This window comes from Acidobacteriaceae bacterium (assembly GCA_035944135.1).
In the GTDB taxonomy this organism is placed as follows: domain Bacteria; phylum Acidobacteriota; class Terriglobia; order Terriglobales; family Acidobacteriaceae; genus Granulicella.
Map to the genome: position 1 here is coordinate 473712 of DASZBM010000002.1, position 25549 is coordinate 499260.

Annotated in this window: 26 protein-coding genes and 1 tRNA gene; 12 read left to right on the forward strand and 15 right to left on the reverse strand. The window is 57.8% G+C overall.

Going from position 1 to position 25549, the window contains the following annotated elements; translation table 11 throughout:
• Positions 1–295: 295 nt before the first annotated feature.
• Both VGU25_04615 and VGU25_04620 read left to right on the forward strand, forming a co-directional pair.
• Positions 296–562, forward strand: a complete 267-nt coding sequence (locus VGU25_04615; GenBank protein ID HEV2576474.1) for a hypothetical protein — start codon at positions 296–298, stop codon at positions 560–562.
• A gap of 301 nt (positions 563–863) precedes the next feature.
• Positions 864–1235, forward strand: a complete 372-nt coding sequence (locus VGU25_04620) for an energy transducer TonB (GenBank protein HEV2576475.1) — start codon at positions 864–866, stop codon at positions 1233–1235.
• A 428-nt stretch (positions 1236–1663) separates the two neighbouring features.
• Here VGU25_04620 and VGU25_04625 read toward each other — a convergent pair whose 3' ends face one another.
• On the reverse strand, positions 1664–2131 hold the full coding sequence (locus tag VGU25_04625; GenBank protein ID HEV2576476.1) for a hypothetical protein: 468 nt from the start codon (positions 2129–2131) through the stop codon (positions 1664–1666).
• Between the two features lie 534 nt (positions 2132–2665).
• On the opposite strand from VGU25_04625, the gene VGU25_04630 reads away from it, so the two are divergent.
• From VGU25_04630 to VGU25_04640, 3 genes are all read left to right on the forward strand, one after another.
• Positions 2666–3343 carry a PEP-CTERM sorting domain-containing protein gene (locus VGU25_04630; protein HEV2576477.1) on the forward strand — a complete coding sequence of 226 codons (678 nt, stop codon included), beginning with the start codon at positions 2666–2668 and terminating at the stop codon, positions 3341–3343.
• A 299-nt stretch (positions 3344–3642) separates the two neighbouring features.
• Positions 3643–3969, forward strand: coding sequence for a hypothetical protein (locus VGU25_04635; protein HEV2576478.1), 327 nt, complete (start codon positions 3643–3645; stop codon positions 3967–3969).
• Positions 3970–4296: 327 nt separating this feature from the next.
• Complete coding sequence (locus VGU25_04640) at positions 4297–4848, forward strand: cytochrome c (protein HEV2576479.1); 552 nt, start codon at positions 4297–4299, stop codon at positions 4846–4848.
• A gap of 15 nt (positions 4849–4863) precedes the next feature.
• Here the strand turns inward: VGU25_04640 and VGU25_04645 are convergent, their stop codons facing one another.
• The 3 genes from VGU25_04645 to VGU25_04655 are packed head-to-tail and all read right to left on the reverse strand — an operon-like array spanning position 4864 to position 7608.
• Positions 4864–5835: an MBL fold metallo-hydrolase gene (locus VGU25_04645; GenBank protein ID HEV2576480.1), complete on the reverse strand. Its 972-nt coding sequence runs from the start codon at positions 5833–5835 to the stop codon at positions 4864–4866.
• A gap of 34 nt (positions 5836–5869) precedes the next feature.
• Positions 5870–6430 (reverse strand): YceI family protein, encoded by a 561-nt coding sequence (locus VGU25_04650; GenBank protein HEV2576481.1) that lies wholly within the window; start codon positions 6428–6430, stop codon positions 5870–5872.
• A 47-nt stretch (positions 6431–6477) separates the two neighbouring features.
• The gene (locus VGU25_04655) at positions 6478–7608 is read right to left on the reverse strand and encodes an FAD-dependent oxidoreductase (protein ID HEV2576482.1); all 1131 of its coding nucleotides are present in this window, start codon (positions 7606–7608) and stop codon (positions 6478–6480) included.
• 248 nt (positions 7609–7856) lie between these two features.
• Here VGU25_04655 and VGU25_04660 point away from each other — a divergent pair, with 248 nt between their 5' ends.
• Positions 7857–8558, forward strand: a complete 702-nt coding sequence (locus VGU25_04660) for a hypothetical protein (protein HEV2576483.1) — start codon at positions 7857–7859, stop codon at positions 8556–8558.
• Positions 8559–8646: 88 nt separating this feature from the next.
• Here VGU25_04660 and VGU25_04665 read toward each other — a convergent pair whose 3' ends face one another.
• The 5 genes from VGU25_04665 to VGU25_04685 all read right to left on the reverse strand — a co-directional run bounded on the left by VGU25_04665 (position 8647) and on the right by VGU25_04685 (position 12676).
• A complete protein-coding gene (locus VGU25_04665; GenBank protein ID HEV2576484.1) occupies positions 8647–9282 on the reverse strand; it encodes a DUF2306 domain-containing protein in 636 nt (211 codons plus the stop codon).
• A 66-nt stretch (positions 9283–9348) separates the two neighbouring features.
• The gene (locus VGU25_04670) at positions 9349–10014 is read right to left on the reverse strand and encodes a methyltransferase domain-containing protein (GenBank protein HEV2576485.1); all 666 of its coding nucleotides are present in this window, start codon (positions 10012–10014) and stop codon (positions 9349–9351) included.
• 52 nt (positions 10015–10066) lie between these two features.
• Positions 10067–11113 carry a type III polyketide synthase gene (locus tag VGU25_04675; protein ID HEV2576486.1) on the reverse strand — a complete coding sequence of 349 codons (1047 nt, stop codon included), beginning with the start codon at positions 11111–11113 and terminating at the stop codon, positions 10067–10069.
• 790 nt (positions 11114–11903) lie between these two features.
• Entirely contained in the window at positions 11904–12053 is a 150-nt protein-coding gene (locus VGU25_04680; GenBank protein ID HEV2576487.1) for a hypothetical protein, read from the reverse strand.
• 530 nt (positions 12054–12583) lie between these two features.
• Positions 12584–12676: transfer RNA gene (locus VGU25_04685), tRNA-Ser, on the reverse strand.
• A 450-nt stretch (positions 12677–13126) separates the two neighbouring features.
• On the opposite strand from VGU25_04685, the gene VGU25_04690 reads away from it, so the two are divergent.
• Positions 13127–13396: a hypothetical protein gene (locus tag VGU25_04690; GenBank protein HEV2576488.1), complete on the forward strand. Its 270-nt coding sequence runs from the start codon at positions 13127–13129 to the stop codon at positions 13394–13396.
• A 231-nt stretch (positions 13397–13627) separates the two neighbouring features.
• Here the strand turns inward: VGU25_04690 and VGU25_04695 are convergent, their stop codons facing one another.
• Positions 13628–13900 carry a nickel-binding protein gene (locus VGU25_04695; protein HEV2576489.1) on the reverse strand — a complete coding sequence of 91 codons (273 nt, stop codon included), beginning with the start codon at positions 13898–13900 and terminating at the stop codon, positions 13628–13630.
• Positions 13901–14215: 315 nt separating this feature from the next.
• On the opposite strand from VGU25_04695, the gene VGU25_04700 reads away from it, so the two are divergent.
• On the forward strand, positions 14216–15844 hold the full coding sequence (locus tag VGU25_04700; protein ID HEV2576490.1) for an AAA family ATPase: 1629 nt from the start codon (positions 14216–14218) through the stop codon (positions 15842–15844).
• Positions 15845–16987 (forward strand): hypothetical protein, encoded by a 1143-nt coding sequence (locus VGU25_04705; protein HEV2576491.1) that lies wholly within the window; start codon positions 15845–15847, stop codon positions 16985–16987. It abuts the gene before it with no gap.
• 5 nt (positions 16988–16992) lie between these two features.
• On the opposite strand, the gene ffh is transcribed toward VGU25_04705, so the two are convergent.
• Positions 16993–18408, reverse strand: coding sequence for a signal recognition particle protein (ffh, locus tag VGU25_04710; protein ID HEV2576492.1), 1416 nt, complete (start codon positions 18406–18408; stop codon positions 16993–16995).
• A gap of 102 nt (positions 18409–18510) precedes the next feature.
• Between ffh and VGU25_04715 the strand changes: the two genes are divergently transcribed.
• Together VGU25_04715 and VGU25_04720 are read left to right on the forward strand one after the other, a co-directional pair.
• A complete protein-coding gene (locus tag VGU25_04715) occupies positions 18511–19506 on the forward strand; it encodes a tyrosine recombinase (GenBank protein HEV2576493.1) in 996 nt (331 codons plus the stop codon).
• Positions 19503–20498 (forward strand): tyrosine-type recombinase/integrase, encoded by a 996-nt coding sequence (locus VGU25_04720; GenBank protein ID HEV2576494.1) that lies wholly within the window; start codon positions 19503–19505, stop codon positions 20496–20498. The genes VGU25_04715 and VGU25_04720 overlap by 4 nt, the downstream gene beginning before the upstream one ends.
• 26 nt (positions 20499–20524) lie before the next feature.
• Here the strand turns inward: VGU25_04720 and VGU25_04725 are convergent, their stop codons facing one another.
• The 3 genes from VGU25_04725 to VGU25_04735 all read right to left on the reverse strand — a co-directional run bounded on the left by VGU25_04725 (position 20525) and on the right by VGU25_04735 (position 22683).
• On the reverse strand, positions 20525–20893 hold the full coding sequence (locus VGU25_04725; GenBank protein HEV2576495.1) for a DUF202 domain-containing protein: 369 nt from the start codon (positions 20891–20893) through the stop codon (positions 20525–20527).
• 333 nt (positions 20894–21226) lie between these two features.
• Positions 21227–21925, reverse strand: a complete 699-nt coding sequence (locus VGU25_04730; GenBank protein ID HEV2576496.1) for a PEP-CTERM sorting domain-containing protein — start codon at positions 21923–21925, stop codon at positions 21227–21229.
• A 347-nt stretch (positions 21926–22272) separates the two neighbouring features.
• Positions 22273–22683: a rhodanese-like domain-containing protein gene (locus tag VGU25_04735; protein ID HEV2576497.1), complete on the reverse strand. Its 411-nt coding sequence runs from the start codon at positions 22681–22683 to the stop codon at positions 22273–22275.
• 156 nt (positions 22684–22839) lie between these two features.
• Here VGU25_04735 and VGU25_04740 point away from each other — a divergent pair, with 156 nt between their 5' ends.
• On the forward strand, positions 22840–23922 hold the full coding sequence (locus VGU25_04740; GenBank protein ID HEV2576498.1) for a class I SAM-dependent methyltransferase: 1083 nt from the start codon (positions 22840–22842) through the stop codon (positions 23920–23922).
• 38 nt (positions 23923–23960) lie between these two features.
• Here the strand turns inward: VGU25_04740 and VGU25_04745 are convergent, their stop codons facing one another.
• The gene (locus VGU25_04745) at positions 23961–25454 is read right to left on the reverse strand and encodes a PAS domain-containing protein (GenBank protein ID HEV2576499.1); all 1494 of its coding nucleotides are present in this window, start codon (positions 25452–25454) and stop codon (positions 23961–23963) included.
• Positions 25455–25549 lie beyond the last annotated feature (95 nt).

A 25549-nucleotide genomic window follows, 5' to 3' on the forward strand; every position in this document is an offset into this window, starting at 1 on the left:
GCGCAGTTCTCGGATATTGCCCGGAGGGAAACCCTGGCCCGAACCAACTGAGAATGCGTGTGAGTCGCACGGCGATTGTTCATGTATCGCGACGCGTAAAGCAACGAATCATTGGTAACGGCGGCAAGTTACGTGCAAGAGTTTGCGGAGAGCTGTCACATAGCGGTTCCACTTCGACGAGCGGGCCGTGTCCCTCGAAGGAGCAGAGGCAGATAGCTGCTCGCCTGCGCAGAGTGGTGACGGGAGGTGGCCCCTTTTGCGCGTAGATCGCGCATTTGCTGATAAGGAGCTAATCATGAATCCGGGCGAGCCAAGAACATTCGAGCAGGGCAATGGCAACGCGGTTGTGTCAGCGGTTGAGTTATGGGCGGCTCGCGACGGTATACATCTCCGTGTCGATACCACGGATGATGGTGCGCATGCCGCCACGAACGGAGCGGGCTCGGCGAGAGACCGTCGAATTCTGTTTCGGGATCTTCGGGAGATGCTGATGGCGAACGGATGTTGGGAATCTGGAGATGAAGGCGCCGAAGCTCAAACAATCGGGAAAGACGAGGATTAGGGAGAGCGTGAGATAGCCCCTCCCCCCGTCAATATTGCGCAAAATATTGCCAGCCGTGTGCTTGGGGAACGGGTCAGGCTTCGGTGGAGGGTTCGATGACCCGGGCTGATGACGTGGATGGTGTCGACAGGCAGGTCGACGGCCTTCGAGTATTCGCGGGGTCGCTACTCTACGCTGCGGATTTGCGAGGTATGCCTCGGCGATGCGTGGTGGGTAGATTGGGTGCGTTATGAGCGCTCTGCGAGTCCTGTCCCTTTTGTTTGTTCTTACGGGAATCGGAACTGGTCTTGGATGGAGCGTTTTGGCGCAGGCGCCGGCAGGGGCGAGTCTGCGTAATGCTCCTTCTCCTGTCCAAAGTGAGCCTGATGCGCAGGGTATCTACAAGGTAGGTGGGGACGTGAAGGCACCGGTGTTGACCTTAGCGTATGCCCTTGATTTCAGCGAGGAGGAGAGGAGGAAGGAACAAGACCCTCGCTCCGGAACGATTGTGGTTGAGATGGTGGTTGATGTGAATGGTGTGCCGCAGCAGGTGCATGTCGTGCACGGGGTGGGGCTAGGGATTGACGCGGCGGCGGTGGAGGCGGTGCGGCAGTATCGCTTCAAGCCGGCGATGAAGGGTGATACGCCCGTTCCGGTTTATAAGACCGTGAGTGTTACTTTTCAGTTTTCTTGATACGTGGCTTCTTGTTGGGATGTGGCGGCTCCGTGCATGAGGCGCAGAGTGGCCCCTTATGCATGTAAATCGCGCATTTGCTGGTGAGGGCAGTTACGAAGGATGCCAACAGGAGCTAGCCATGAAACCGGACGAGCAGAAAACACTTGGGAAGAGCAATCGCGACACGTTCGTTTCAACGGTAGGGATGTGGGAGGCTCGCGACGGTATACATCTCCGCATCGACATGACAGCTACTGGTGCGCCTTCGACTGTCACAAACAGGCCGGGCTCTGTGAGAGACCATCGGATTTTGTTTTGGGATCTTCGGGAGATGCTGATGGTCAACGGATGCTGGGTGTTTGGCGCCGAAGGGGCCGGAGCTCAAGCTACCGGGAGCGCCGAGGATTAGCGGAAGCGGCACGGCGGAGAGCCGTGCCCTGGCGATGCTATTTAACGCGGTCGTAGACCAGCTTGATGTGATGCTCCTGGCCGTCTTTGGTTTTGACGATCGCGGTTTCGGTGTAGGACTTGAGGTCGTCGGCGGTGATGATGGTGCCGTCGAGGGTTGTGCCGTCGGCCTCGTCGATGTGGAAGGTGCCATCGCGCTGGATGGAGAACTTTTCACCCTTGACACCGGTGACAGGACGGAGCTTGCCGTCGTAGGCGCCGACCCATGAGCCAGTGGTGGTGCCTTTCGCGTCGGTGTTGGAGTGTCTCCAGCGGAGGTTGGTTTCGGTGTTGGCGGTGAGGCTCGTAGAACTTGCGGTGTATGGGGGCATCCCGCCGAAGTCTGAGGCCGAAGCGTTTAGCTTCCAGTGGCTGGGAGCGGGAGCGAGCGGCGGATTTTGGGCGAGCGCGGGGAGCGCGAGCGCGGAGAGGGCGAGCGCGACAGGGAGAGCCGTACGAAGTTTCATGTTTCGAAATCTCCTGAGATGGAATTTGGGGAACGCGGGAAGCGTATTCCAAAGATTCGAGAGGTGCAAAGAAAATTTGTGGCGGCGGAGAGGAAGGCAACTCAGTCGCTGCGGCTGCTGGTTTCGCGGGGTCCTTCGACTGCGTTCAGGACGGAGCAGAACGGTTTTTATGGTGCGGCGGAAGCGGCACGGCGTTAGCCGTGCCCTGAAGATGCGCGGTGTCGGTGGAGGTGGTCCGCACGTCCTCGTTTCCAACCCGCCCGCTACGCGTACGGACAGGCACCCGAGCATGTCGTTGGTTCACAGGAAGAAGGTTACGGATTGGCCACCCGCGCACCAGCCATTGGCCCAGGTAATCGTTTGCGAATTACCAATGATTGCCCGCGACGTATTCGGGGCTTACAACAATCGAGCTCTCCCGAGACATCAGAGATGACAGTCTCCCGCGATAGCCATGCGCGGCGTTTGAGAGTGCGCTCGGCCGGGACTTCGGGCCCCCAATCACGACAATTCAGAAAATGAGAGAGGTGGAACGTGAGACCGAAACACCTTGCAATGCTCGCATTTGTTACGACATTGGGGTTTTCGTCTGCTGCGATGGCGGACACATACGACTTTTCCTTCAACGGTAATGGCGTCAGCGCTTCGGGCGTGCTGACGGTTACGCCGTCCGGAACGCCGGGGGTGGATCACATCACCGGCATTAGCGGATTTTTCTCAGATACCAACGTCGGGGTTTCCGGCGGAATTACAGGGCTGTACATGCCGATATCGTATGTGAGCGACACCCTGGCTACGCCGGGCATTGCGTTTACCAGCGGCGGCTTGTCCTACGATGACACGTTTTATCCGGGAGGGAATTCTCCAGCGATCTGTTATGACCTCGTCGGCGGCGTACCTACGCTCACCTATCCGTTTTCCGGAGGTGTGTTCGACATCTTTGGCGTGGCGTTTGACGTTGCGGGAGGGTATGTCGGGGAACTCTGGAGCAACGGGGATGTAGGCGGCGGGCCGATTGTCTACGCAGCGGGACTGGCGGATGCGACGAGCCTTCTGGACGACCCGAATTCGGTGCCCGGCCCGGGCGTCCCGCCTCCGGGAAGGTTCGGCGCACTGGCTGTGAGCCCGACCCCGGAACCGAGTTCGCTGGCGTTGATGGGAACCGCGTTGCTGTCGGGCGTGGGATTGATCCGGCGGCGTCTACGGGCGTGAGTTGCGGAGGTGTGCAGGGCCGACGCTGCGGCGTCGGCTCTGTTGTTTTGAGGGGATCAGAGCATTTTTGTTCGGCTAAAGAGCGGCTCTGCGAGGGCTATGCGCCGGAGGGCTGCCAGCGCGCAGAACGCGGAGGACCGCTAGTAACGTCCAGCAGTCCAGGGGGTAGCCTCCATGGGCCGTTATCGCAAGATCGACGTTCGGATTTGGAATGATGCCAAGTTCATGGCGCTCAGTGAGCGTGCCAAATTGGTATTATCTTGTGCCTGACTCACCCCAATATGACGATGCTCGGGGCGATGCGGGCCACGATCCCCGGCCTTGCCGCCGAGTCCGAAATCGCGGCGGAACCCTTTAGCGAAGCCATTCAGGAAGTGTTGTCGCAGGGTATGGCGAGGCATGATGAAAAGGCATGCTTCATGTGGTTTCCGAACTTCCTCAAGTACAACAGACCTGAGTCCCCCAACGTGGTGAAATCGTGGCCTGAAGCGTTCGACATGCTGCCTGAATGCAACATGGACGGATGTTTCGACAAGCCGGAAGTAGTCTGCCGCTCGTCGCCGCCAGGCGCGGCGCTGGACTGCTACACCGAATCGACGCGTGATCTTCCACGGGGCGTCAGTTAGCGCATCATCGCCGAGTATCAAACCGAACTTGTTCTGAGCTGGATGAGCGCTTTGCCCTGTTCTCGCCAAGTGAGATTTAGGATCGTTGGCTACACGTAAACGGAAGCCCACTTCCAATTACCTATGCCAGGGCACGGAGCTTCTCAACGAGTGGGATCGAGTTCTTAGTCGCGGCGTATTTTCAGAGACTGCATCCTATCGGCGATCAGTCATCCTTGACGTGGTTTCTACATGATGCGTTGTGACGCTTTCGTCATTTGTTGATGTTGAGGTCCGGTAATTTGGTGCGAGGTAAACTAATCGCCAAACGAGGTTACGCATTTATCCATGGTTGTCCATCAGTCCGCGATTCACCGTGTCGCATTCTTCCTTTTTGGGATCATCTTCGCATTCGCTCTGATATTCGTTGGTGGCTATCTCTACCTGCATTATGGCCATCCTCCCGTGGCGGTTGATGACCCGGCATTTCCATACGAAGCTCAGATCGTCCACGTGCCTCTTGGCGCCCGCATTAGCCGCGAGATCAAGCAGGCGCCGTTCCCAGCCAGCGAGGATGCCTTCAAGCGTGGTGCGGAGGTTTACAAGGAAGACTGCGCTTTCTGCCACGGTGTCCCTAGCTCGGACTCCGTCTACGGCACGTCTATGTATCCGGCCGCTCCTCAACTTTGGCTCAAGCACAAGAAAGGCAATGTTGTCGGAGTTTCAGACGACGAGGTGGGCGAGACCTACTGGAAGGTGAAGAACGGAATCCGCCTCACGGGCATGCCAACGTATGACGAGTTGCTTTCTGATAGTGACATCTGGGATGTTAGCCTCCTGCTCAAAAATGCCGATCAGCAACTTCCCGCCCCAGTAATGAAAATCTTGAAGGGGCAATAGAGGCCCATTACCGAGTCATCTTGAACGGTGGTCCGTAACCGCAGACCGCCAGCTTTCGCCTTCCCGGAGCACAACGAACTGTTGATCTGGAAATTTCTCAAGTTCTGCTTTGAGGCGCTGGACTGGTGCGGCCATGCTCTCGTCGGCTAGGGCAAATGTGCCAAAGTGCATTGCAATCGCCACGGAAGCGTTCAGCGTCTGCTGAGCCTTGACCGCCTGCTCAGGGGTCATGTGAAACGACCCCATGAACCATTCCGGCTCATATGCTCCGATAGGTAGTAGAGCAACAACAAAACTCTCGAACCTCTCCGCGGCCTCCGCGAAGTGTTCTCCGAAGCCGGTGTCTCCAGCAACGTAGATATGACCTAAGGCAGTGCTGATAACCCAGCCACACCACAAAGTGCGGTTCCTGTCGAAGGGAGACCGTGAAGAGAAATGCTGTGCGGGCATGCAGTGCAGGGTGAAATTTTGGCACGGCCTCCGCTGCTGCCAATCCATTTCCTGGACATCCGTGAAGCCTGCCTTGAATAAGAGACGGCCTACTCCGAGCGGGCAGAAGACAGTTGGAGAATGGCGCGCTGCGAGTCTGCGAAGAGTAGGAATATCCAGGTGGTCGTAATGGTTGTGGCTGATCAGAATGGAATGAATTTGAGGCAGATCGTCGAAGCGTATTCCGGGATTCCGGTGACGGCGCGGCCCAAGAAACGTAACCGGACTAGCCCGTTCTGACCAGACGGGGTCAATCAGAATATTTTTGCCGGCAGTCTGAAGCAGAAATGTGGCATGGTTCACGAAAGTGACAACCACTTCCTGGCCGGACACGACAGCCAGGGGCTTCGGTCCAGGCGGCGCGTTGACGAAGCGCGGCCAGTATCCGATGCGTCGCGTCGCTAGCCACCTGAGGATCGTCGAGAGGCGCTGCTTCGGGGCATTGGGATTGAAGAATGTGCCGCGGATGCAGTGAGCCGAGTCTTTCGAGTTGATCATGTCGACGATACTGCGATTCGAAAAGATCACTTACTTAGTTGGACACCTGCCCAACGAGCGTTAGATCGATGCTGACGTCGTTGTCGGCTTTCCAGATCAAGAAGCTTGGATTCTTGAGTCCCCATTGCACATAGGGAACAACGAACTGAGCCTTTGCGGTCGCCTTTGATCCAGTCACATGGATCTGCATTGGAATCGTCAGATCATGAGGAGTACCAAGCAAAGTGAACACTCCCGTCACCTGAATATTCGAGTCCCCGGAAGGGGCGATCGTTCCGGTATAGGCCTTCGGCATAAAGGAGATATCGGTGAACTGGTCCACCTTGAGGATGTCATTCATCTTCTTATCGCGGCTGTTGTTGCCTGTCTTGCCGCTGCCTGCAGCCACAACAACGGTCCCCGACATGTGGGGATCCGTAAGGTCGAAATTGATCGAGCCGGACTTCACGTGGAACGTGCCGTTGACGATCTCGTGGGTTGTGTTAAGCCTCATCCGTACATCGCTGGGGTCGGGATTGACAGAGAACGTCTGGTGTTGGGCGACTGCAGTGGCACCGAGCAGAACCGCGAGGGCTAAGACTACGAAGGATTTCATGGCATCTCCTTTCGTCAGCTGACTCCTGAGAATGTTGCGAGGCGATCTCAACCGATCACTGCCTGCGGTACGACGGCGCTCTGCTGAGCGACTCGCGTAAGCCTGGCAGTAACGCGCATGACGCCAGGCCAGATGCGAAGGCAAAACGGTAATACAGCACGCGCCAGTGAGTTGTTCAAGCCATCGGCAGCAAACTCCGCGAGACGCATCTGTGCCAGAAGCCCGGAACGCAGCTTAGCCTGATAGATCGGTGCCGACTCTCCCGCAAGATACGCGGTGACTGCGGAACGAGCAGTATGCAGAGCGATGGAGATACCGTCACCAGTGAATGACGGGATGACAGCTGCCTGGTCGCCGATGCAGTAGAGCCCACCCTCGCTAGTGCGACGGACGTAGCCATATGGAATATGGGTGACGGCTATGGGCTTGGCGAGTAGCGGTTCCGCACCAGCAAGCCTCATGGCAAGGTGTGGACAGTCTTGCTGCATTCTCGCGAGAAAATTCTCCCAGCGATGACCCGCGCGAGCCAAGTACCGTTTTTGTACTACGCAGCAAAGGTTTGCAACACCACCCTCTACCGGCTGGATCCCACCGTATCCTCCGGGATAGAGCATCAACTCGGAAGCGCCGACTAGCTCGGCGGCCTGCTCAGGCGTCAGGCGATAGTACATCTTGAAGGCGACCCATTGTTCAGGGTCTTTGGGACGCGCGTGGCCGCGCAGATCGTGTTTACCCGTTGCGAGAAACACCGTTGGAGCTTCATAGGTGGTGCCATCGTCGAGCGTTGCTTGCCACCTGCCAGTTGTCGTGCGACTGAGTGCCTGCACACTACGCCCACGCTCAACACGAACCCCCGCTGCGATCGCCTCGGCGATGAGTGCCGTATCTAGCGTTTTGCGTGTGAGCGATGCCGCTGGGAAAGGCAGCGGAGCCTCAGCAGCGCGCCTGGCCGCAGCGAGACGAACGTAATCGATAGACACCGCGCCAAGCGAAGCTACATCGATGCCGAGTGCATGTAGGTCCTCAAGAGCCTCACCGCTCAGAAACTCTCCGCAAACCTTATCGCGCGGCGTTGGCTCGCGTTCAATGAGAGTTACACTTCGTCCCTTGCGGGCAAGGGAGATTGCGGTGGCGGCGCCGGCCACTCCACCGCCAAGGGTGAGAACTTCGTCGTGCAAATGTTGCTCCTATTCACCAAGTCCTCGATCGATTCGAAACAGGTGAGCTCATCTCTATAGTCTATAGACGTGAAGAAACAGCTTCGGACGTCAACCTGTACAAATTGTCATCTGGCGCGGCTAAAAAGCGCGTTGAATTAGGTGATCATCACATTAGAACGAGGCTGTTGATGCAACGAAGTAGTTTCCTTGTGGGTGTAATTTGGGCGACAGTTGTGTGCGTGTCAGCACCTGCAGAGCAAATTTCAGTGAGACACGTGCAAGGTCCGATGCATCGGTTTATGGTGGCGCGCTCAGAGGCTGGGAAAGTCATCGCTAATGGTGAGTTTTCGCAGGTCATGCATGGTGATGAAGTAACAATGCGCCTCACCTATCGCTTTGTAGATGGATCGATCGATGAAGAGACGACGACCTACAAACAACAGGGCACGTTCCAGTTGGTGCGCAATCATCACATTGAAAGAGGCCCGTTCTTTACGAGGCCCATCGACTTTGAGGTGGAAGCCTCCTCAGGTACAGCGATCACCCGCACGACGGACAAAAACGGCAAGGTACACGTGGAGAGCGAGCACGTGCAGCTCCCAGCCGACCTGGCCAACGGGTTCGTTGGGACATTGCTCCTGAATGTGCCAGAGAACACACCCCCGTTCCGAGTAGGGATGCTTGCGCCATTCAGCGGCGGCCGGCTGATTCGACTACTGATCTCTCCGGAGGGCGAGCAGACGTTTCATGCGGAAGGACAGACCCTCAAGGCGACGGTGTTTCGCATCCATCCGGAGTTGGGCGGCATCGTGGGGCTAATTGCACAGCTGATCGGCCTTCAGCCGAAAGATGTGATGGTCTGGATTCAGGAAACTGACGATCCTGCGGTAGTAAGGATCGTTGGACAACTGGGAGGTTACGGCCCTGTCATTAGCTCAGAGTTAGTGGGAACAAGCTTCGACAAGTAGGATTTCCGTAACACACATCTCGAGACGTACTTTGGGTGCCGGCGTTTTTTACGCCGCTCTGAAAATGAGTTGGCCTCGTGGCAGACGATCAGGCGCGGCGAGTGGTTAGCTCGCGCCAGTTGAGCCCGAGCTCAACGATGAGTAGCGAGGCGAGAGTGAAGGCAATCACGCCGACCGCAGCAAAAACATCGCCCAGATGACTCCAATAGCGTGGCCAGAGATTGAGCACGCGGCTGGATATGAAGGTAAAGGTGACGGCGTAAGAGCGGGCCATCCATTGGCGATGCGCAACGATCTGCCGATTGCGTGCAGTGATGAATGCGGCCGTGGTGCAGACCATCCAGGCGGCAGCCTGCATGGAGGTTCCGGGCAAACCTGGGCGGCCGGCTGCAAGTGCGATCCCTGTGAAAGAGCCGATAAAGACGGACGCTACGTAGAAACGACCCAGGACACGGTGAAGTTTGAGGTGTCGTTGACGAAACCGTGATGAGAACTGAAGGGGACCGACGAGAAGCGCCGTGAGGCCGGCGAGCGTATGCGGGATGAGGAGATGACGGTCTGCGATGACCTGTAGCCGGTAGGCGTGGTACATCGGATAGTCGGTGATGAGAAGCAGCTCAGAGGTAATGAAAACAAAGAGTGTCGTGAGACCGAGCGCGATCCAAAGGACCGTTTTGAATCTGGGACCGGAGAAACCGGTGGTTGACCACAGGGAGGTTGCCATTCGTCTCTAATACTTTAGACGTGACGAGACGCGCGAAGATACCATCTGTTCCCAGACTGACCTCACTTACTTTCGACGACCTACGCACAATCGTCCCGGTCGCCAATGCTCCAGAGTGACCGTCGATTGGGGGACCTCTGCCGCCGTCAGCAACCGCGCCCAATCTTCTCTCTGTAACGCCCGTCGAAATGATACCGGCCCATCGTGCCGAACAAACGGGTGCATACGCAGCACTTTTGCCAGCCACCCGAACATTCTGGAAGTTCGCTCCGACCGCTCCAGATCATTGAGAAACCAACCCACCCTGGCAGTGACCTCCATCCACCGCAGCAGCGCGACAATTTCCTCATCTTCCAGATGGTGAGTCATTAGCGAACTCACCACGACGTCGACCGGCTTCTCCGGCCGATAGGTGAGGGCATTGCAGGTCAACCACGTGATTCCGAGTTCTTTCGGCGTGCACTCGGCTGCCACACGCGTCGCGTAAGGATTCAAGTCAATTCCGGTAAGCTGCACAGCTATGTGGCGTCTGCGTGCCCAGGCACCAATCTGCCGCAGCAGATCGCCACCGCCACTGCCCACATCAAGGATGTGAATCGGTTCACGTGGAAAAGGAGATAGCAGCTGCTCCAGCCAGGACAGTGTCGACCGATAACCCAACGTCCACCGGTTGACTTGCTCCAGACTGCGCAAGCAGTCGCGAAACTCTTCATAGCCGCACTGGCCGTCCATGAGCTCCGGTAGATCGCGCGGACATGCCCGTGATCTAAAGTCGATGGGTGTTTTAGACCACATGGAATCGCATCGTCTCAGCTGTCAGCCCGGGGCCAAACGACATCGCGCACCCGCGCTGCCCCGGCTGTGTATTTTGCATCATTCGTTCCAGAACAAACATCACGGTCGCGGACGACATGTTGCCGAAGTTTGTCAGCACCTCGCGTGAGGCTTCCAGGGCGTCGGATGGCAGTTCGAGGCCCTTCTCAACCGCATCGAGGATGGATCGTCCACCCGGATGGACCGCCCACAGATCAATGCCATCGCGCTCGTCCATCAGCTCGCCTTCATGGAGCGCACGCCCTAACTGCGCGGGCACTTTGCCGGAAAGCAGCATGTCGAATCCTAAGTCACGAATATTCCATGTAATCAGCCCTCTTGTCTCAGGCACCATCACCGCTTTGAAGCTGTCCAGTGCCAGGCCCTGCTGGGAAGAGGTGATCAAGCTTGCCGCCGCGCCATCGGCGAAGACCAGGAAGGAGAGCACCTGCTCCAGGTCCTGCGTCTCCTGCAAATGCAGCGTGCACAACTCGAGATTGACCATAAGAACACCGGCTTTGGGATCCGAGCGCACTATGTGTCGCGCCAGCTTGAGCGCATTGATTGCGGCATAGCAACCCATGAACCCAACCATCGTGCGCTCGACACCCGATGAAAGCCCGAGGTGATCGACGATCTCAAAGTCCAGCCCCGGCGCATAGAGACCGGTGCAGCATGTGACCAGCACGTGCGTGATATCGGATCGTTCTTTCTCGCTGAGGGCCAGCCGATTTACGGCCTTCTTCATCAGCGCGGGTGCGCATTGTTCAAACATCTGCATGCGGCGCGCTGTGTTGGGAAAGTTGCCAGCCCGATAGAACTCATAGGCGTCAGCGGATGAGAACTGCGCGGCCCCTCTATGTGGGTCGAGGAATGAGTATCGGTGCGCAATGTCAGCGCGACTCACCATGCGCCGAAAGAGCGTGCGCAGCCGTGGGTCGGCAAGCATCTTCTCTGCGAAGATCACGAAAGCGCTGTGCACATCGTGATCCGGCACGGCAGTGGCAATTCGGTTCAAGTAAGCTGTAGTCACGCGCGATGCGCCGCGAACTTGACGATAGGAATGTTGGTCTGCACAGTGCTTCGTGCCCTCCTGTTTGATCTATGCGTCGATTACTTCGGGTTTGAGCATGCAGGCGCAAGTCAAACAGAGCATTCAGTCTCTCCTTTAGACGGCGCTATTCCCTCGTCGATAACCTTGCGGGCGGCTGTTAGAGATGAAGACTTGTTCATGCATTCAGACCGCGTTCATTTGACAGTTCCGTCATTTTCGTTGGGTAATCTGAAGGAGCCGCTTGGAAGTCTTCTATACGCATCACACGACCGATACGGTTCGATGCTGTTCAATGATCAACGGAAAATGTTCAATCAAAGCTGAGGAGAATTGCGCCGTTGCGAAACGCGACTGGCGAGTGCAATGGACTTCGCTATGCGATTCTGCTTCCCATATGCCGCCGATGCGCTGATGTCAAAGCCGCTTCTGATCCTGATTCTGATTGGCTGATATATAAGGTCGAACTGTACAGGTCTATGCATGCCCACGCACTGTACGAAGGACGTCATGTAGTCGCGGTGTTGTGTAATTGCGCCAGCCACCGCTTTTCTTCAACAGGTAAGAGCGCTCCCAACTTCAATACTGATTGAGGGGCTTGCCATGCAGGCGTCTTATGTTCTGGTCCACTCTACCTTGCGAACCTATGCTTGCCTTGCATTGGGACTTGAGGCGTTGCTCGGCTTTCACGCCGCCGGTCATGGCGCTCCTTGGAGGTCATGGAGTTGATGATTGCGTGGATGCGGGTGAACTCGGACTAGTCGACGTTGGCGGCTGCATGCCGGCGGGGCATCTTGAGGATGGATTGCCTGCTGCAGAGCTTCTTGATCTGACGTAGCCCGTCGCGGAAGTCCTCGAGGGAGAAGCCGTCGTCGGTGAGGGTTTTTTTGGCGAAGGTCTCGGACATGGAGCGGTCAAGCTTTTCTTCGGCGCGCTCGAGAGGGTGGCGGTGTTGTCCACTTCCAACCCGTCAGCATTCAGCTCAGATTTCTCCGCTAGCTCGGTGAAATGGCCGGTTTCTCCGATTTCCAGGACCGGAGAATAACAGGCTTGCCGGAGCCGACAGCGGGCAGGGGCCTTTCTCGCGGCAGAACAAAATTCTGGAAGAACTGCAAATACCCGCCAATTCTGCCTTTTTGAGTAGAACCAAGGACACCCGGTTATCTGATTGGAATGGGTGGCGGGCGTTCAGTCTTTCAAACTCTCTGGAAGAAAAGTTCTACCGAGAGTTCGAATCCCCGCATCGCATTCGAATTCTCTCCGCAGACTCGGGCCGCACCGAGAAGCCCTTGAATACGCCAAAGAGAGAACCACCGCGTCGCTAGCGGGTTTTATCCCTCTCTGAGATTCTCGACGCGGCCGCACATCAATAAAATCGCCCGCATGCGGGCGATTTTATTGACTCGTAAGTGCTTTATTTTCTATATATTAGATATTTGGCGGAGAGTGGGGGATTCGAACCCCCGATAGAACTTTTGATCCTATAACGGTTTAGCAAACCGCCGCCTTCAGCCACTCGGCCAACTCTCCGCGGGTAGATTTGATTATATCGGAGCGCCCGGCGTTCCGCTCCGTTTCACTTTCGGCGACCCTGAGATTCTTGGGGCGGCTAGGTGGCCGGCCTCGTCCGGAAGGTTCCTCGGATATCCTGCGAACCCACATCTCACGATGCGAGATGTGGGGCACCCGGCCGAACTGCGTAGACACTTTTGGGCGTTCGTGGCGGCGGAGAGGAAGGCAATTCAGTCGTTTCGTTCTTCGGACTAAACGACGGCCTTCGGCAGAGCGGAAGCGCGCAGCGCGCGTGGCTATGAGACCCGAGGCTGAAGCCTCGGAGTACCTAGAGGCGAAAGGCGTGGCGGAAGTGGCATCCCGGGGGCTGAAGCCCGGGACTAACCAAGCCGTGCCCTGATGATGCGTGTGGGGTGGAGGTGGCCCCGTTTGCGCGTAGATCGCGCATTTGCTGGTAAGGAGCTAGTCATGAAACCGGACGACCAAAGAACATTCGGGAAGGGCAATGGCGAAGCGGTAGTGTTAGCAGTAGGGTTGTGGGCCGCTCGTGACGGTATGCTTCTCCCCATTGATATGACAGGTGACAGTGCGCATACAACTGTCACGAACAGTCCGGGCTCTGCGAGAGACCATCGGATTCTGTTTCGGGATCTTCGGAGGGTGCTGATGGCCAACGGATTTTGGAAATTTGGTGATGAAGGCACCGAAGGTCAGGCAACTGGGGGCGACGAGGATTAGCGGACGTGAAGGTATGGCCCCCTCCCCCGTCAAATATTGCGCAAAATCTTGATGACATAGGACTTAGGGGTGGACCTAAATGCGCAGGCTGGCGCCTGGCGATTGGGAGGTCCCTCTTTTTAGAGGGTTCCTTTGTCAAGTTGGTCAAGGATTTTTGGGGCGTCGAGCCTCTTAGCCTAGCGAGCAGGCTTGATGGGGGATACGATGCGCGGACGGATGGGGCCCGGGTGATTATTCGCCGTATGCGGGGTCGGCGCTTTTGAGGATGCGATGAACCGGGCCGGGGGGCAGCGGGCTTTGCTTCAGGAAGTCCTGCATGGTGGTCTGGTCGGGAGCGATGTAGAAGGAGAAGACTTTGTCGGCGGTGAGAAAGCTCTCGACCCACTGGACGTTGCCGTTGGTTGATTTCACGGCCGCGCGGGATTTGTCGACGATCTCGTTGAGTTTGTCCTGCGGCCATGTGCCGACACCGGGCACGTCGCGTTCGATGATGAATTTGGGCATGCGAAACCTCTGTCGTAGAAGTGTTGCAAACGGACCCGGAATGTACTGAGGAGCGGTCGCCAATTATAGGGTCTCGGAGCGTTGCGTAGGGGAATATTTCCGGTTTCACTCGATGTGCGCTCAGGTGTGAGGCGCGCAGGCTTGCATGGGGCTTAGCGGGAGTTGGCGGCTCCCGAAGCCACCCGCCCCCCTGACGATGCGTGGCCAGAGAGGGGGATGCTAATTCCTTGTTGGGTACCGTCCCGCAAATTTTTGACTTCGCATCAGATAGACTTCGTTCGAAGGGACTAGGCACGGTTTGCCTTGATCGCGTAAATGGAATATATCCGCGTCTCTAATCTGCGTAGCTTAGCCGATACTGGGAGAATTGAACTAAAACCGCTGTCGCTTCTCGTTGGTGCTAATAGCTCTGGAAAGAGCACATTTCTCCGTATTTTCCCCCTGTTGAAGCAGAGCCACGAAATCCGGAGCCTCGGCGGCCTCGTTTTGAATGAAGGGGACGTTAATTTCGGCTTCTTCAACGAGGCTCTCCGAAAGGGTGCCGAACCGCCGGAGTTAAAGTTTGAGTTTGGATTTGCGCTGGAGAAAGGCTTGTACCAAGGCGCTTCATGGAATGCCTACTTTCTCGGAACGACAGATGTCGTCTGTGAGCTGGTTTATGTGGCTCGTGAACATGACAGCCGTTACGCCCGCCTGCGTAGATTGTCCCTCACACTCAAAATGGGCGACGCAACCGATAGCGTGATTATTGAGGCAGACGAAGATGGGCTTATCTCCGAGTTCAGAGTGAATGATTTAATCGCCACGGATGAAGAGAAGGGCGCATTGAAGCTGTTGATCCGCCGTGGTTTGGTTCCGGAGTTAATCTTTGCTGCTCAGGATGATGATCTAGTAGACAGAGGTTCCAACCCATTTGATCGGCGCCTTTTGTCTGAGACGGCTAGTTCATTTCATGGCAGAACGCTCACGGAAACGAGACTTGCCACTTTTCAGGATATCCGCGTCGGCTCGCCTCAGGAAATGCTAGACATCATGCGGTCTACAGGAGCTTTTTCTTGGCGTGACCGTGCGAAGAGTTGGAATGTCTCCTCGTCGCTCTTCCAGAAAGTCCGCAATCTGATTCTGGCGAGGCGAATGAATCAGATTCTCGATTCTGTCAACGTCTACGTTGCTCAGCTCGCAAACTCGGTTTATTACTTCCAACCTGTTCGCGCTACCGCACAACGTGATTACCTGAGCCGTGATGTTTCCGTTGCGGCTGTTGACGCGAGCGGCAGTAACGTCGCAATGGTTCTTCAGGGAATGGCTCCGAATGACCAGTTCAACTTCAGGAAATGGATGCGACAGCACCTTGGGTTTGAGGTCTTTCCGCAGATTGTCGGAGATGGCGCCCGCGTAGCGCTGCGGATGAAAGATGAGAAAACCGGAACTGAATTTAATTTAGCTGATACCGGGTTCGGTTTTTCACAGATGCTGCCATTTCTTGTGCAGCTTTGGACGCTTATTGAAGAACAACCGGGATTCAAAGCAAGGTGGATGTATCCTCCCCCTCGTCGCCGCCTCATGAGCATTCCGAGCAGCTTCATAGTTGCAATTGAGCAGCCCGAATTGCATCTTCATCCTGCTCTCCAGGCTAGTTTGGCAGATTTGATCGTGGCGGTTGTCGCGTTAGGCAGGCAGCGCGGTTTGCCAATTCGTTTCGTTTTAGAAACGCATAGTCCAACAATTGTCGAGAGGATAGGTCAGGCAATTGAGGCAAAGCTGCTCGATCCGTCCGATGCGCAAGTAATCCTCTTTGAGATGGACCGTGACCAGCCGACAAAGAACATTTCGAAAGTCTGTACAACAGCCTTCGATTCGAGCGGTGTTCTGGTCGATTGGCCGTTCGGCTTTTTTTCGGCACCATTGTTGCTGCCTCCACAGGGAGGTTCGGGAGCCGAATAGATGCTGTTTGAAATCGACGATTCTATTAGTCAGCTAATCGCGTCCGACGGGTTCTCTTCGCAAGATGAGCAATCGCTACATAACCTACTTCAATCGGTCGCGGAAGGGTCACATAGGATAACCGGTTCGCGTTCAGTTTTGCAGGCGATCGCTGGACTGGACACGTTGCGTCCACGGGAGCGGGCGGCAGCGACGCGCGCCTTGGGTAGGGTCGCCGAGGAGCGTTCTCTGGTCCGGAAACTAACTGTAAGAGGACGCGTTGTTTCTGGCGCGAGCGTATTGCCCGTTAGCTACATTGAGCACGGTAAGAGGGTCATCCAGTTTTCACACAGATGGTTCGACGGCATGTCGAGGATGCAGCCAACGACGGTCTTAGGCGAAAACCTCGACGATGTTAAGGTGCTGGAACTGATGTCGCGGGCTGCCATCCATATGGTAAACATCAGTTTTATGCCCTTAGCACACTTGGCTGCGCATGGCGGAGGAAGCACTATTGGTCAGGTCCTCTCGGATCTTGCGAATCAGCAGAGGATTTGCGTCTGCGTTGTGGATAGCGACAAGGCCTCGCCGGCTAGTGAACTAGGTGACACTGCTTCGACTGTGTCTAATTTCAAAGACAATGTTAGATACCCAACCATCGAAGTGATGGAAACGATCGGGAGGGACTTAGAAAACGCATTACCTGATTCTTTCTACGACGCCCAATATTCGTCTCACTCATCTTACGCTGGTATGTCGGCGCTACTAGCTAGTCTTAGTACTCTCGGTGAGCATGAGTTGAGGTTCCACGTCGACGTCAAGAGAGGGTTGAAGTACTGGGACTTTTTGCCGCAGAGCGGTGTTGTCGAGCACTCTTACTGGAGCGCGAAGCAAGCAACCCTCGGCGCCATTGTGAATGTTTCAGGGTCTGCGTCTTTGTGCGTTCAACAGCAGTCGTGCCCCGAAACTTCAAAAAGACACTGTGACTGCGCAATTGTTCGCGGAATATCAGCCAATGTTCTCGAAGCTTTCATCCATGCCTCTGAGTGGAAAGATGGAAGAGTGCTCGCACGCGAATTGGACGATTCGGTTCGAGGTGAATGGTTGCGCTTGGGTATGGCCGTTGCGAGTTGGTGCTGTGCGGATCAGAAAACACGTATCTGAGGTGATTATCGTCCGAATCTTTGTTTGCCTTGCATTTGGGATAGGAGGCGTTGCTGGGCTTTTGCGCCGCCGGCCAGGCCGCTGCCCATGCCTTTGAAGAGTTTGGACATTTGGGTGTGCTGGCGGAGGAGGTTGTTGACCTCCTGGACGGTGGTTCCGGAGCCGGCGGCGATGCGCTTGCGGCGGCTGCCGTTGATGATGGCGGAGTTGTGGCGCTCCTTGGCGGTCATGGAGTTGATGATGGCCTCGATGCGGGTGAACTGGGACTCGTCGACGTTGGCGGCGGCCTGCTGCATGCCGGCGAAGGGGCCGACGGAGGGCAGCATCTTGAGGATGGATTGCATGCTGCCGAGCTTCTTGACCTGACGGAGCTGGTCGCGGAAGTCTTCGAGGGAGAAGCCGTCGCCGGTGAGGGCCTTTTTGGCGAAGGCCTCGGCCTTGGAGCGGTCGAGTTTTTCTTCGGCGCGCTCGAGGAGGGTGGCGATGTCGCCCATGCCGAGGATGCGGCCGACGATGCGGTCGGGGTGGAAGGCTTCGAAGGCGTCGGGCTTTTCACCGGTGCCGAGGAACTTGATGGGGGCGCCGGTGATCTGGCGGATGGAGAGGGCGGCGCCGCCGCGGGAGTCGCCGTCCATTTTAGTGAGGATGGCGCCGGTGATCTGGAGGCGGTCGTTGAAGGCCTTGGCGGAGTTGACGGCGTCCTGGCCGGTCATGGCGTCGGCGACAAAGAGGATCTCGGAGGGGTTGAGGAGCTTTTTGAGCTCGGACATTTCGTCCATGAGCTGCTCGTCGATGCCGAGGCGGCCGGCGGTGTCGACGATGAGGATGTCGCAGGCGTAGTTGCGGGCTTCGCGGAGGGCTTCTTTGGCGAGGCGGAGGACTTCGGTTGTCTGGTTCTGGCGATCAGCTGCGAGCTCCGAGCTGCCAGCTTCGAGTTTGCCTTCGTAGATTTGTGCGTTGATGGATTGCGCGACGACTTTGAGCTGCTCGCGGGCGGCGGGGCGGTAGACGTCGACGGAGACGAGCAGGGGGCGGTGGCCGCCCTTTTTGAGCCACTGGGCGAGCTTGCCGGCGGTGGTGGTTTTGCCGGAGCCCTGGAGGCCGGCCATGAGGATGACGCTGGGGGGCTGGGGCGCGAATTTGAAGCGCGCGGTGTCGTGGCCGAGGACGTCCATGAGCTCGTCGCGGACGATTTTGACGATCTGCTCGGAGGGGTTGAGGGCGGTGGCGACGCCGGTGCCGAGGGCTTTGGCGCGGATGTCCTCGATGATTTTGCGGGTGACGTCGAGGTTGACGTCGGATTCGAGGAGGGCGACGCGGATGGAGCGGAGGGCGTCGTTGATGTTCTCGTCGGTGAGTGTGCCCTGGCCGCGCAGGTCTTTGAAGCTGCGCTGGAGTTTTTCGGAGAGGTTCTCAAACATGGCTACTTTGAGTTTATCGGATTAGGCGTGCTGGGGTCGGTTCGTGCCGAGGGAGGTACGGGGGGCTGGCGGTGAGGGGTGGTTCGGGGAAGAATCGGGAGTATGCCTTCTGCGAGTTTGGGTGCTTCAACCGGGTTGGGAGATGTGGGGTTGTTGCGGGAGTACGCGACGCATCTGCGGGTGGAAAAGGGCCTGCGGCCGCTGAGTGTGGAAGCGTATCAGAGGGACCTGGAGAGCTTTGCGGAGTTTGTGGAGGGCGGGGACAGGACGCTGATGTCGGCGAGGCAGGAGGATGTCAGCGGATTTATGCGGCATCTGCGCGAGCACGCGATTGAGAGCCGGAGTGTGGCGAGGAAGCTGAGCTGTCTGCGGGGGTTCTACAGGTGGATGCTGAAGGACAAGCGGATTGCGCATGATCCGACGGTGAATATTGAGTCGCCGAGTAGCTGGAAGGTGCTGCCAAAGAGTTTGGCCGAGAGTGATGTGCGCGAGATGCTGGAGCGTACGGGCGCGGCGGCGCGGAGCGATGCGGCGGATGGGGTTTCGTTGAGGGATCACGCGATCATGGAGCTGCTGTATGCGGGCGGTCTGCGTGTGGGCGAGATTGTGGGGCTGCACGTGGAGGATTTGCGGCTGGAGTCCGCGAGTGTGCAGGTGCGGGGCAAGGGAGATAAGGAGCGGATCGTGCCGCTGCATGCGAAGGCGGTCGAGGCGCTGGAGCAGTATGTGAAGCGCGGAAGGCCGGAGCTGCTGCGGGGTGTGCATGGTGTGCAGCGGGCGCTGTTTGTTTCGGTGAGAGGCAAGGCGTTGACGGCGCAGAGTGTGTGGCGGCTGGTGAAGGGGTTGAACTCGCAGGCGAGCCCGCACAAGCTGAGGCATAGTTGCGCGACGCATATGGTGGAGCATGGTGCGGATTTGCGCACGGTTCAGACGCTGCTGGGGCATGCGGATATCGCGACGACGCAGGTGTATACGCATCTGGCGATTGATCGGCTGAAGACGGTGCACAGGATGCATCATCCGCGCGCGAAGATGCGTGAACCCACTCATCGCGATGAGGCCGCGATGAATGGGGCACCCGGAGTTGTGGCACGATGAGCGGAAAGAAGTCGACTGGATTTGTCGAACTCGCGGGGAAGTTTCTTGCGATGCTGCGCGAGGAGCGGGGGGCGAGTGAGCACACGCTGCGGGCGTATGGGCGGGAGGTGCGCGGGTTCGCGGAGTATCTAGGCGAGACGCTGGGTGAGGATGGCGATGTGCGGAAGGTGGAGCACACGCATATTCGGGCGTACCTGGCGGTGCTGTTCGATCGTGGGTTGACAAAGGCGAGTGTGGCGCGGGCGCTGGCGGCGGTGAGGAGCTGGTTCAAGTGGCTGGCGCGGAGTGGGTATGTGGAGTCGAATCCGGCGTCGCTGGTGAGCACGCCGAAGCTGCCGAAGCATCTGCCGAGGGTTCCGGGGATTGAGGAGTTGAACCGGGTGTTGAATTCCTTAGAGCGAGGCAGCGGGTCAGCGAGTCAGCAAGTCAGTGGGAAGGACGAAGAGCAAGAGGCGGCAGCGTGGCCGGCGCGGGATCGGGTGATCTTTGAGTTGTTGTATGGGTCGGGGATTCGAAACTCGGAGCTGTGTGGGTTGGATTTGAGCAGCATCCTGTGGGGCGATGATGCGATTCGAGTGTTCGGTAAGGGCAGGAAAGAGAGATTGGTGCCGCTGGGAGATGAGGCGGCCGCGGCGATCAGGGCGTATCTGCCGGAGCGTCGCGAGAGGTTAGAGGCGGCGGGCAAGGGAAAGCTGGTGCATGATGGGCCGCTGCTGATGAATTTGCGGGCGCGCGGGAGCTGCAGACTTACGACGCGCAGCGTCGGGCGGATAGTCAAGCAGATTGCGCTGAGCCGCGGGCTGGCGGCGGATGTGCATCCGCATACGCTGCGGCATGCGTTCGGAACGCACATGCTGGAGGAGGGGGCTGATCTGCGGGCGATCCAGGAGATGCTGGGGCATGAGCGTCTTTCTACGACGCAGCGATACACGCAGTTGACGGTGGGGCAGGTGCAGCGCGTGTATGAGGAGACGCATCCGCGGGCGAGGTGAGCGGATGTTTCGCGTGGCCTTGCGATCTAACCGAGGCGCAGGATGAAGATCGCGAGTGCGATGCCACTAAGGGCGAGGATGCTTGCAAAGGTAACGCCGAGATACGAAGGTCTGCCGGGCTGCCACGTGCCCTGGGCAAGGCGGCGTATGACAGCGAGGTGCTGCAGCAGAGCCGCTACGAGGACAACTACGCCGAGCACAACGAGCAGAACGCCGGTGGCCACAGAGTGCATGGTGGAGTGCTGTGGAGTGTTACTGAGCTCACGCAGGAAGAGGCCGAATCGGCTGACGGCGAAGCCGACACCCATCAGGCCTAGGCCGGTGCGAATCCAGGCAAGAAAGGTGCGTTCGGCCGCGAAATAGATGCGCGGGTCCTGCTCGGGACTTTGTTCCATGGGACATGGGATGCGACATTCGGATGTCCCGACGGCCGGAGAACAAGGTGGTGTGACCATTGGATAGGTTGGGAAGCCTGTCACGCATCCGTGAGCTGGCTGGGCGGCTACATGCATACTGCGTACTGCGGGCGGTCCAGGAGATGCTGGGGCGTGAGCGGTTGTCGACGACGCAGCGGTAATACGCAATTGACGGTGGGTCAGGTGCAGCGCGTGTATGAGGAGACTCATCCGCGGGCGCGGTGAGTGCGGAGCTTCTTCTGTGAAATAAAGACTCGACCTCACGGGATGCGTGAGGTCGAGGGAAGAAACGCGCTTAAAAGTCCGAGGCGATTAGCAGCTCAACTTCGGGCGCATCTTGCGACGGAGTGCGCCGGCCGCGCCGAGAAGGCTGGAGCCGACGAGGAGCAGTGAGGCGGGCTCAGGCGTCGCGGCCGGCGGAGTGCCGGGTGTAACCGTGACATCTTCTTTGGAGCCGCTGGTTCCGTAGATAACTGAGACATCAGTGGAAACCACCGTTGAATCCGCGTTGAGGCCGGGGATCTTAATGATGAACGTGCCGGTGCCGAGGATCGACGGATCGTGGTTGAGCACGGATGGATTGACGTAGTAGTTGGTTTCGTCCGTAAGGATCAGATCATCAGGCTGGGAGCCGACGGCACAACTGCCTGCGGCCTCGAGGCAGATCTGACCGGTAGTGGTGTTATTCGAAACGCCCCAGTGGTCGATCGTGTCGGTTGTGTCCGGATCCGCGATCGCGGAATGGCTTTTGCTTGCGGAGATGTTGACCAAAGTGCCCGATGTTCCGGTCAATGTGACGGCCGACGTCGGTTTATTGTTCAGGTTGAAAAGGAGACCGGCGATCAGGTTGTCGTCGCTGCTCTGGCTGGATCCGTTGAGGTTAGTGTTATTCGTTAGCGTGATCGTGATTGTTCCGGCGGTGGGATTCAGATCCATGGTTCCCGTGCCAGCGACAGAACCGGTGAAGCTGAGGTTGTAATACGTATCCGCATGCATTGCAGAAGCCGACAAGAACAAAAGAGCGCAAACCAATGCTGCCAACGTAACCCCAAGGCGGGGTCTACCCAAAAACTTCATAAGAAAAGGCCTTCCTTGAATAAGTGATGTCTGTCGTATGTAGAAGCACGCCGAGTGCCACTTATTGTCGCGACGAGATTCGCGTTATGAAGGCAAATTCTGGGATATCGGAGAAGAGGAGTAGTCCATGTGCAAAGTTCTGCATGCACTCAGTGCGATGCATTTGCCTAGGAGCGTAAGTGCGTTGGCGGCGTGGGTTCCTGCGGCAGAGATTCGGGAACTCATGCAGGTAAAAGGGCAGGGTTGGCGGTAACGAAACAGCAGTACGTTGCCTTCACGCGTCAGTAGCGGGGGATGGAGGGGTCGATGGCGCAGGACCAGAGGTCGATGCCGCCGGCGACGGATTGGGCTTTTGCGAAGCCTTGCTGACGAAGCCAGTTGGCGACAGAGAGGGAACGTGCGCCGTGATGACAGAGGACGGCGATGGGTTGATCTTCGTCGAGCTCGTTGAAGGCACGCGCGGGGATCTCGTTCATCGGAATGAGCGTGCTATTGGGTATGTGCGCGGTGGCGTACTCCCAGGGCTCGCGGACATCGAGGAGAAGCGGCGGGTGAGTGGAGGCGAGTTGTTGTTTGAGCTGGTCGACGGTGATCTCGAGGTCCATGTTTAAGACAGTAGAGGGTGGACCGTAGACAGTAAAGTTGATGCGTCGTGATTCGATAGCGAAGTCAATTTGAATGGTGTCAGACATTTGCGAAACGCCGTTTCGGCTCGGTTGACGCGAGCCACGGAGCAGCGGAGAATTGCGGGCCTAGGCGCCTCGACAATTTGAACGATTAGCTTCCGCAGAGACTCTGAACCCGGCCCCATCCGAGGCGCAACAAATTTTTCAAGTCGAGGAGGAGTTATGAGCACACAGGCTCCGATGAAAGAGACCCCTGCGCTGGATATGGACAAGCTGAACGCGTTTGTGGGTCAGTTTGTGAACGATCTTGGCGCGGCGGTGCACAGCGGGATGGTGGTGATCGGCGAAAAGCTGGGGCTCTATAAGGCGCTGGCGGAGATGCCGATGACGTCGACGGAACTGGCGGCGAAGACGAAGACGGACGAACGGTATGTGCGCGAGTGGCTGGCGTCGCAAGCTGCGGGCGGATATGTAACGTTCGAGGAGAAGACGGGCAAGTTCAGCTTGTCGCCGGAGCAGGCGTTTACGCTGGCGGCGGAAGACAGTCCGGCGTATCTGCCGGGAGCGTTTGAGCTGGCGCTGGCTTCGCTGGCTGCAGTGCCGAGGATCGCGGCGTCGTTCAAGACTGGCGAGGGGATGGGATGGGGCGAGCATGTAGAGGGCGTGTTTCACGGCTGCGAGAAGTTCTTCCGGCCAGGGTATGCGGCGAATTTGATGAGCTCGTGGATTCCGTCGCTGGAGGGTGTGCAGGAAAAGCTGGAGAAGGGCGCGATGGTGGCCGACGTGGGATGCGGCAAGGGTGCGTCGACGCTATTGATGGCGGAGGCGTTTCCGAAATCGACGTTCTTCGGATTTGATTATCACGACAAGTCGATTGAGGGAGCGCGACAGGCGGCAGCGAACAAGGGGATGAGCGACCGCGTGACGTTCGGGATTGCGACGGCGAAGGGCTTTCCGGGGAAGTATGACCTGGTGACAGTCTTCGATTGCCTGCACGATATGGGCGATCCTGTGGGCGCAGCGAAGCACGTGCGCGAGGCACTGACGCCGGATGGAACGTGGATGATCGTGGAGCCGTTCGCGAACGACGCGTTGAAGGACAATATGAATCCGGTGGGGCGAGTTTATTACTCATTCTCGACGCTGCTATGCACGCCGTGCTCGCGATCGCAGGAGGTTGGAATGTGCTTGGGTGCGCAGGCGGGAGAGGCGCGGATTCGCGATGTGGTGACGCAGGCGGGGTTCACGCGCTTCCGCAGAGCGACGCAGACGCCATTCAACATTGTGTATGAGGCGAGGCCGTAGTGCGGAGTGGTCAGTGGTTCGTCGTTAGTGAAGGCAAACTACCGGACGACGGCGTTGAACGGAAGGAAGAGAGTGAAGACGGTGCCGCGGTGCGCGGGTGACTGGCTGCTGCGCACGTCGAGCGTGCCGCGGTGACGATCGACGATCTCTTTGGTGACCCAGAGGCCCAGGCCTGTGCCGGTGAGGCCTTTGGTCGTGAAGAAGGGATTGAACAGGCGCGCTCGAGTTTCGGGTGACATGCCCATGCCGGTATCGGCGATGGTCACCGCGATGCCGGGCTCTCCGTTGCGCCAGTTACGAGATTCACGGTCGCGAAGGAAGAGCGTGCCGCCGGCGGGCATGGCATCGAGCGCGTTGCTGATGATGTTGGCAAGTACCTGGCGGATTTCGCCTTCAAAGCAGTGGACGCGGCGCTTGGCACTGGAGTGGCGATCGATCTGGACGTTCGCGTTGGCGATGCGGCCCTGATAGACCGACAGGACGCTACCGACGAGGTCGGTGAGATTGATCTCCTGCGGGTTGCTGGACTGCTTGTGAAAACGGAGGGTCTGCGAGGTGATGGCGGAGACTCGGCGTAGCTCAACTTCGGCAGTCCGGACGTAATGGCGTGCCTGATCGAGGGTTTCGCTGTGCTCGGCGAGGTATAGGAGGTTTGTGACGGACTCGAGCGGATTGTTGATCTCGTGCGCGATGGAACTGGCGAGGCGACCGACGATGGCGAGCTTTTCGGATTGCTGGAGAGCGAGCTCGGCCTTCTTCTGCTGAGTGATCTCAAGTGAGGCAGCGGTGATGGCCTGGATGTTGCCGTCGGCGCCGTAGACGGGGAAGTAGCTGACGGTCCAGTAACGGTGCTCGTCCGCAGGGTCGTTGAAGAGCTTGCCTTCGAGCGGATAGTTGATGACGGGCTCGCCTCGCGCTACCTGATCGAAGAGCTCCTTGAGGCCTTCGATCGGAGCCATCTCGGTGAGCGTGCGGCCGACGATTTGTTCAGGCTTCAGCCCGAAGAAGGCAGCCTGACGGTCGTTGAGGCGGAGGTAATGGTAGTCGTCCAGATCAAAGAGCGCGAGTCCGATGGGGGCGGTGCTGTAGATGGTTTCGATTTCAGCGCGCTGGCGTTCGGCCTCTTGGGTCTTGCGCTGCAGGGTCTCGCGATCGAGCTTTTCCTGGGTGAAGTCGCGAAAGAAGATGACGATGCCGTCTTCGGTGGGAAAGCTCTGGACGCGCAGCCACTGGTTGAGGGGCTCCGGATAGAAGGCTTCGAACTCGCCGCGGAGGCCTTCTTCCATGGAGCGGCGGTAATTTTCAATGTAGGGCGAATTCTTGTAAACGGTACCGGGGAAGGCTTCAAAGAGGTTCTGGCCGACGAGGTTGCGGCCAAAGGAGATGATCTCGTTGGCGCGGCGGTTGAGGAATGTGAAGCGGTAGTCCCGGTCGAGGAAGACCATGGCGTCCGTCGTGGCGTCGAAGAACTGCTCCATCTGGCGCCGAAGTGATTCGGTTTGCAGGTCGGAGCGGCTGGCGAGGTCTGGCACAGAAGTGTCCTTGAGGCGATGAAAGGCGGAGGGTTGCCGACGTCGCGGGAAGAATCTGGCGTGATTCTAAACGTTGAGGAACGACTGCAAAAGAG

Bases quoted from the DNA above. Each gene is read 5' to 3' on its own strand.
- VGU25_04725 (HEV2576495.1), bottom strand. From the start codon at position 20,893: ATGGAACAAAGTCCCGAGCAGGACCCGCGCATCTATTTCGCGGCCGAA.
- VGU25_04665 (HEV2576484.1), bottom strand. From the start codon at position 9,282: ATGGCAACCTCCCTGTGGTCAACCACCGGTTTCTCCGGTCCCAGATTC.
- ffh (HEV2576492.1), bottom strand. From the start codon at position 18,408: ATGTTTGAGAACCTCTCCGAAAAACTCCAGCGCAGCTTCAAAGACCTG.
- VGU25_04700 (HEV2576490.1), top strand. From the start codon at position 14,216: ATGGAATATATCCGCGTCTCTAATCTGCGTAGCTTAGCCGATACTGGG.
- VGU25_04740 (HEV2576498.1), top strand. From the start codon at position 22,840: ATGAGCACACAGGCTCCGATGAAAGAGACCCCTGCGCTGGATATGGAC.
- VGU25_04640 (HEV2576479.1), top strand. From the start codon at position 4,297: ATGGTTGTCCATCAGTCCGCGATTCACCGTGTCGCATTCTTCCTTTTT.
- VGU25_04625 (HEV2576476.1), bottom strand. From the start codon at position 2,131: ATGAAACTTCGTACGGCTCTCCCTGTCGCGCTCGCCCTCTCCGCGCTC.
- VGU25_04690 (HEV2576488.1), top strand. From the start codon at position 13,127: ATGAAACCGGACGACCAAAGAACATTCGGGAAGGGCAATGGCGAAGCG.
- VGU25_04680 (HEV2576487.1), bottom strand. From the start codon at position 12,053: ATGTCCGAGACCTTCGCCAAAAAAACCCTCACCGACGACGGCTTCTCC.
- VGU25_04735 (HEV2576497.1), bottom strand. From the start codon at position 22,683: ATGTCTGACACCATTCAAATTGACTTCGCTATCGAATCACGACGCATC.
- VGU25_04720 (HEV2576494.1), top strand. From the start codon at position 19,503: ATGAGCGGAAAGAAGTCGACTGGATTTGTCGAACTCGCGGGGAAGTTT.
- VGU25_04615 (HEV2576474.1), top strand. From the start codon at position 296: ATGAATCCGGGCGAGCCAAGAACATTCGAGCAGGGCAATGGCAACGCG.
- VGU25_04645 (HEV2576480.1), bottom strand. From the start codon at position 5,835: ATGATCAACTCGAAAGACTCGGCTCACTGCATCCGCGGCACATTCTTC.
- VGU25_04635 (HEV2576478.1), top strand. From the start codon at position 3,643: ATGCGGGCCACGATCCCCGGCCTTGCCGCCGAGTCCGAAATCGCGGCG.
- VGU25_04670 (HEV2576485.1), bottom strand. From the start codon at position 10,014: ATGGACGGCCAGTGCGGCTATGAAGAGTTTCGCGACTGCTTGCGCAGT.
- VGU25_04650 (HEV2576481.1), bottom strand. From the start codon at position 6,430: ATGAAATCCTTCGTAGTCTTAGCCCTCGCGGTTCTGCTCGGTGCCACT.
- VGU25_04715 (HEV2576493.1), top strand. From the start codon at position 18,511: ATGCCTTCTGCGAGTTTGGGTGCTTCAACCGGGTTGGGAGATGTGGGG.
- VGU25_04695 (HEV2576489.1), bottom strand. From the start codon at position 13,900: ATGCCCAAATTCATCATCGAACGCGACGTGCCCGGTGTCGGCACATGG.
- VGU25_04705 (HEV2576491.1), top strand. From the start codon at position 15,845: ATGCTGTTTGAAATCGACGATTCTATTAGTCAGCTAATCGCGTCCGAC.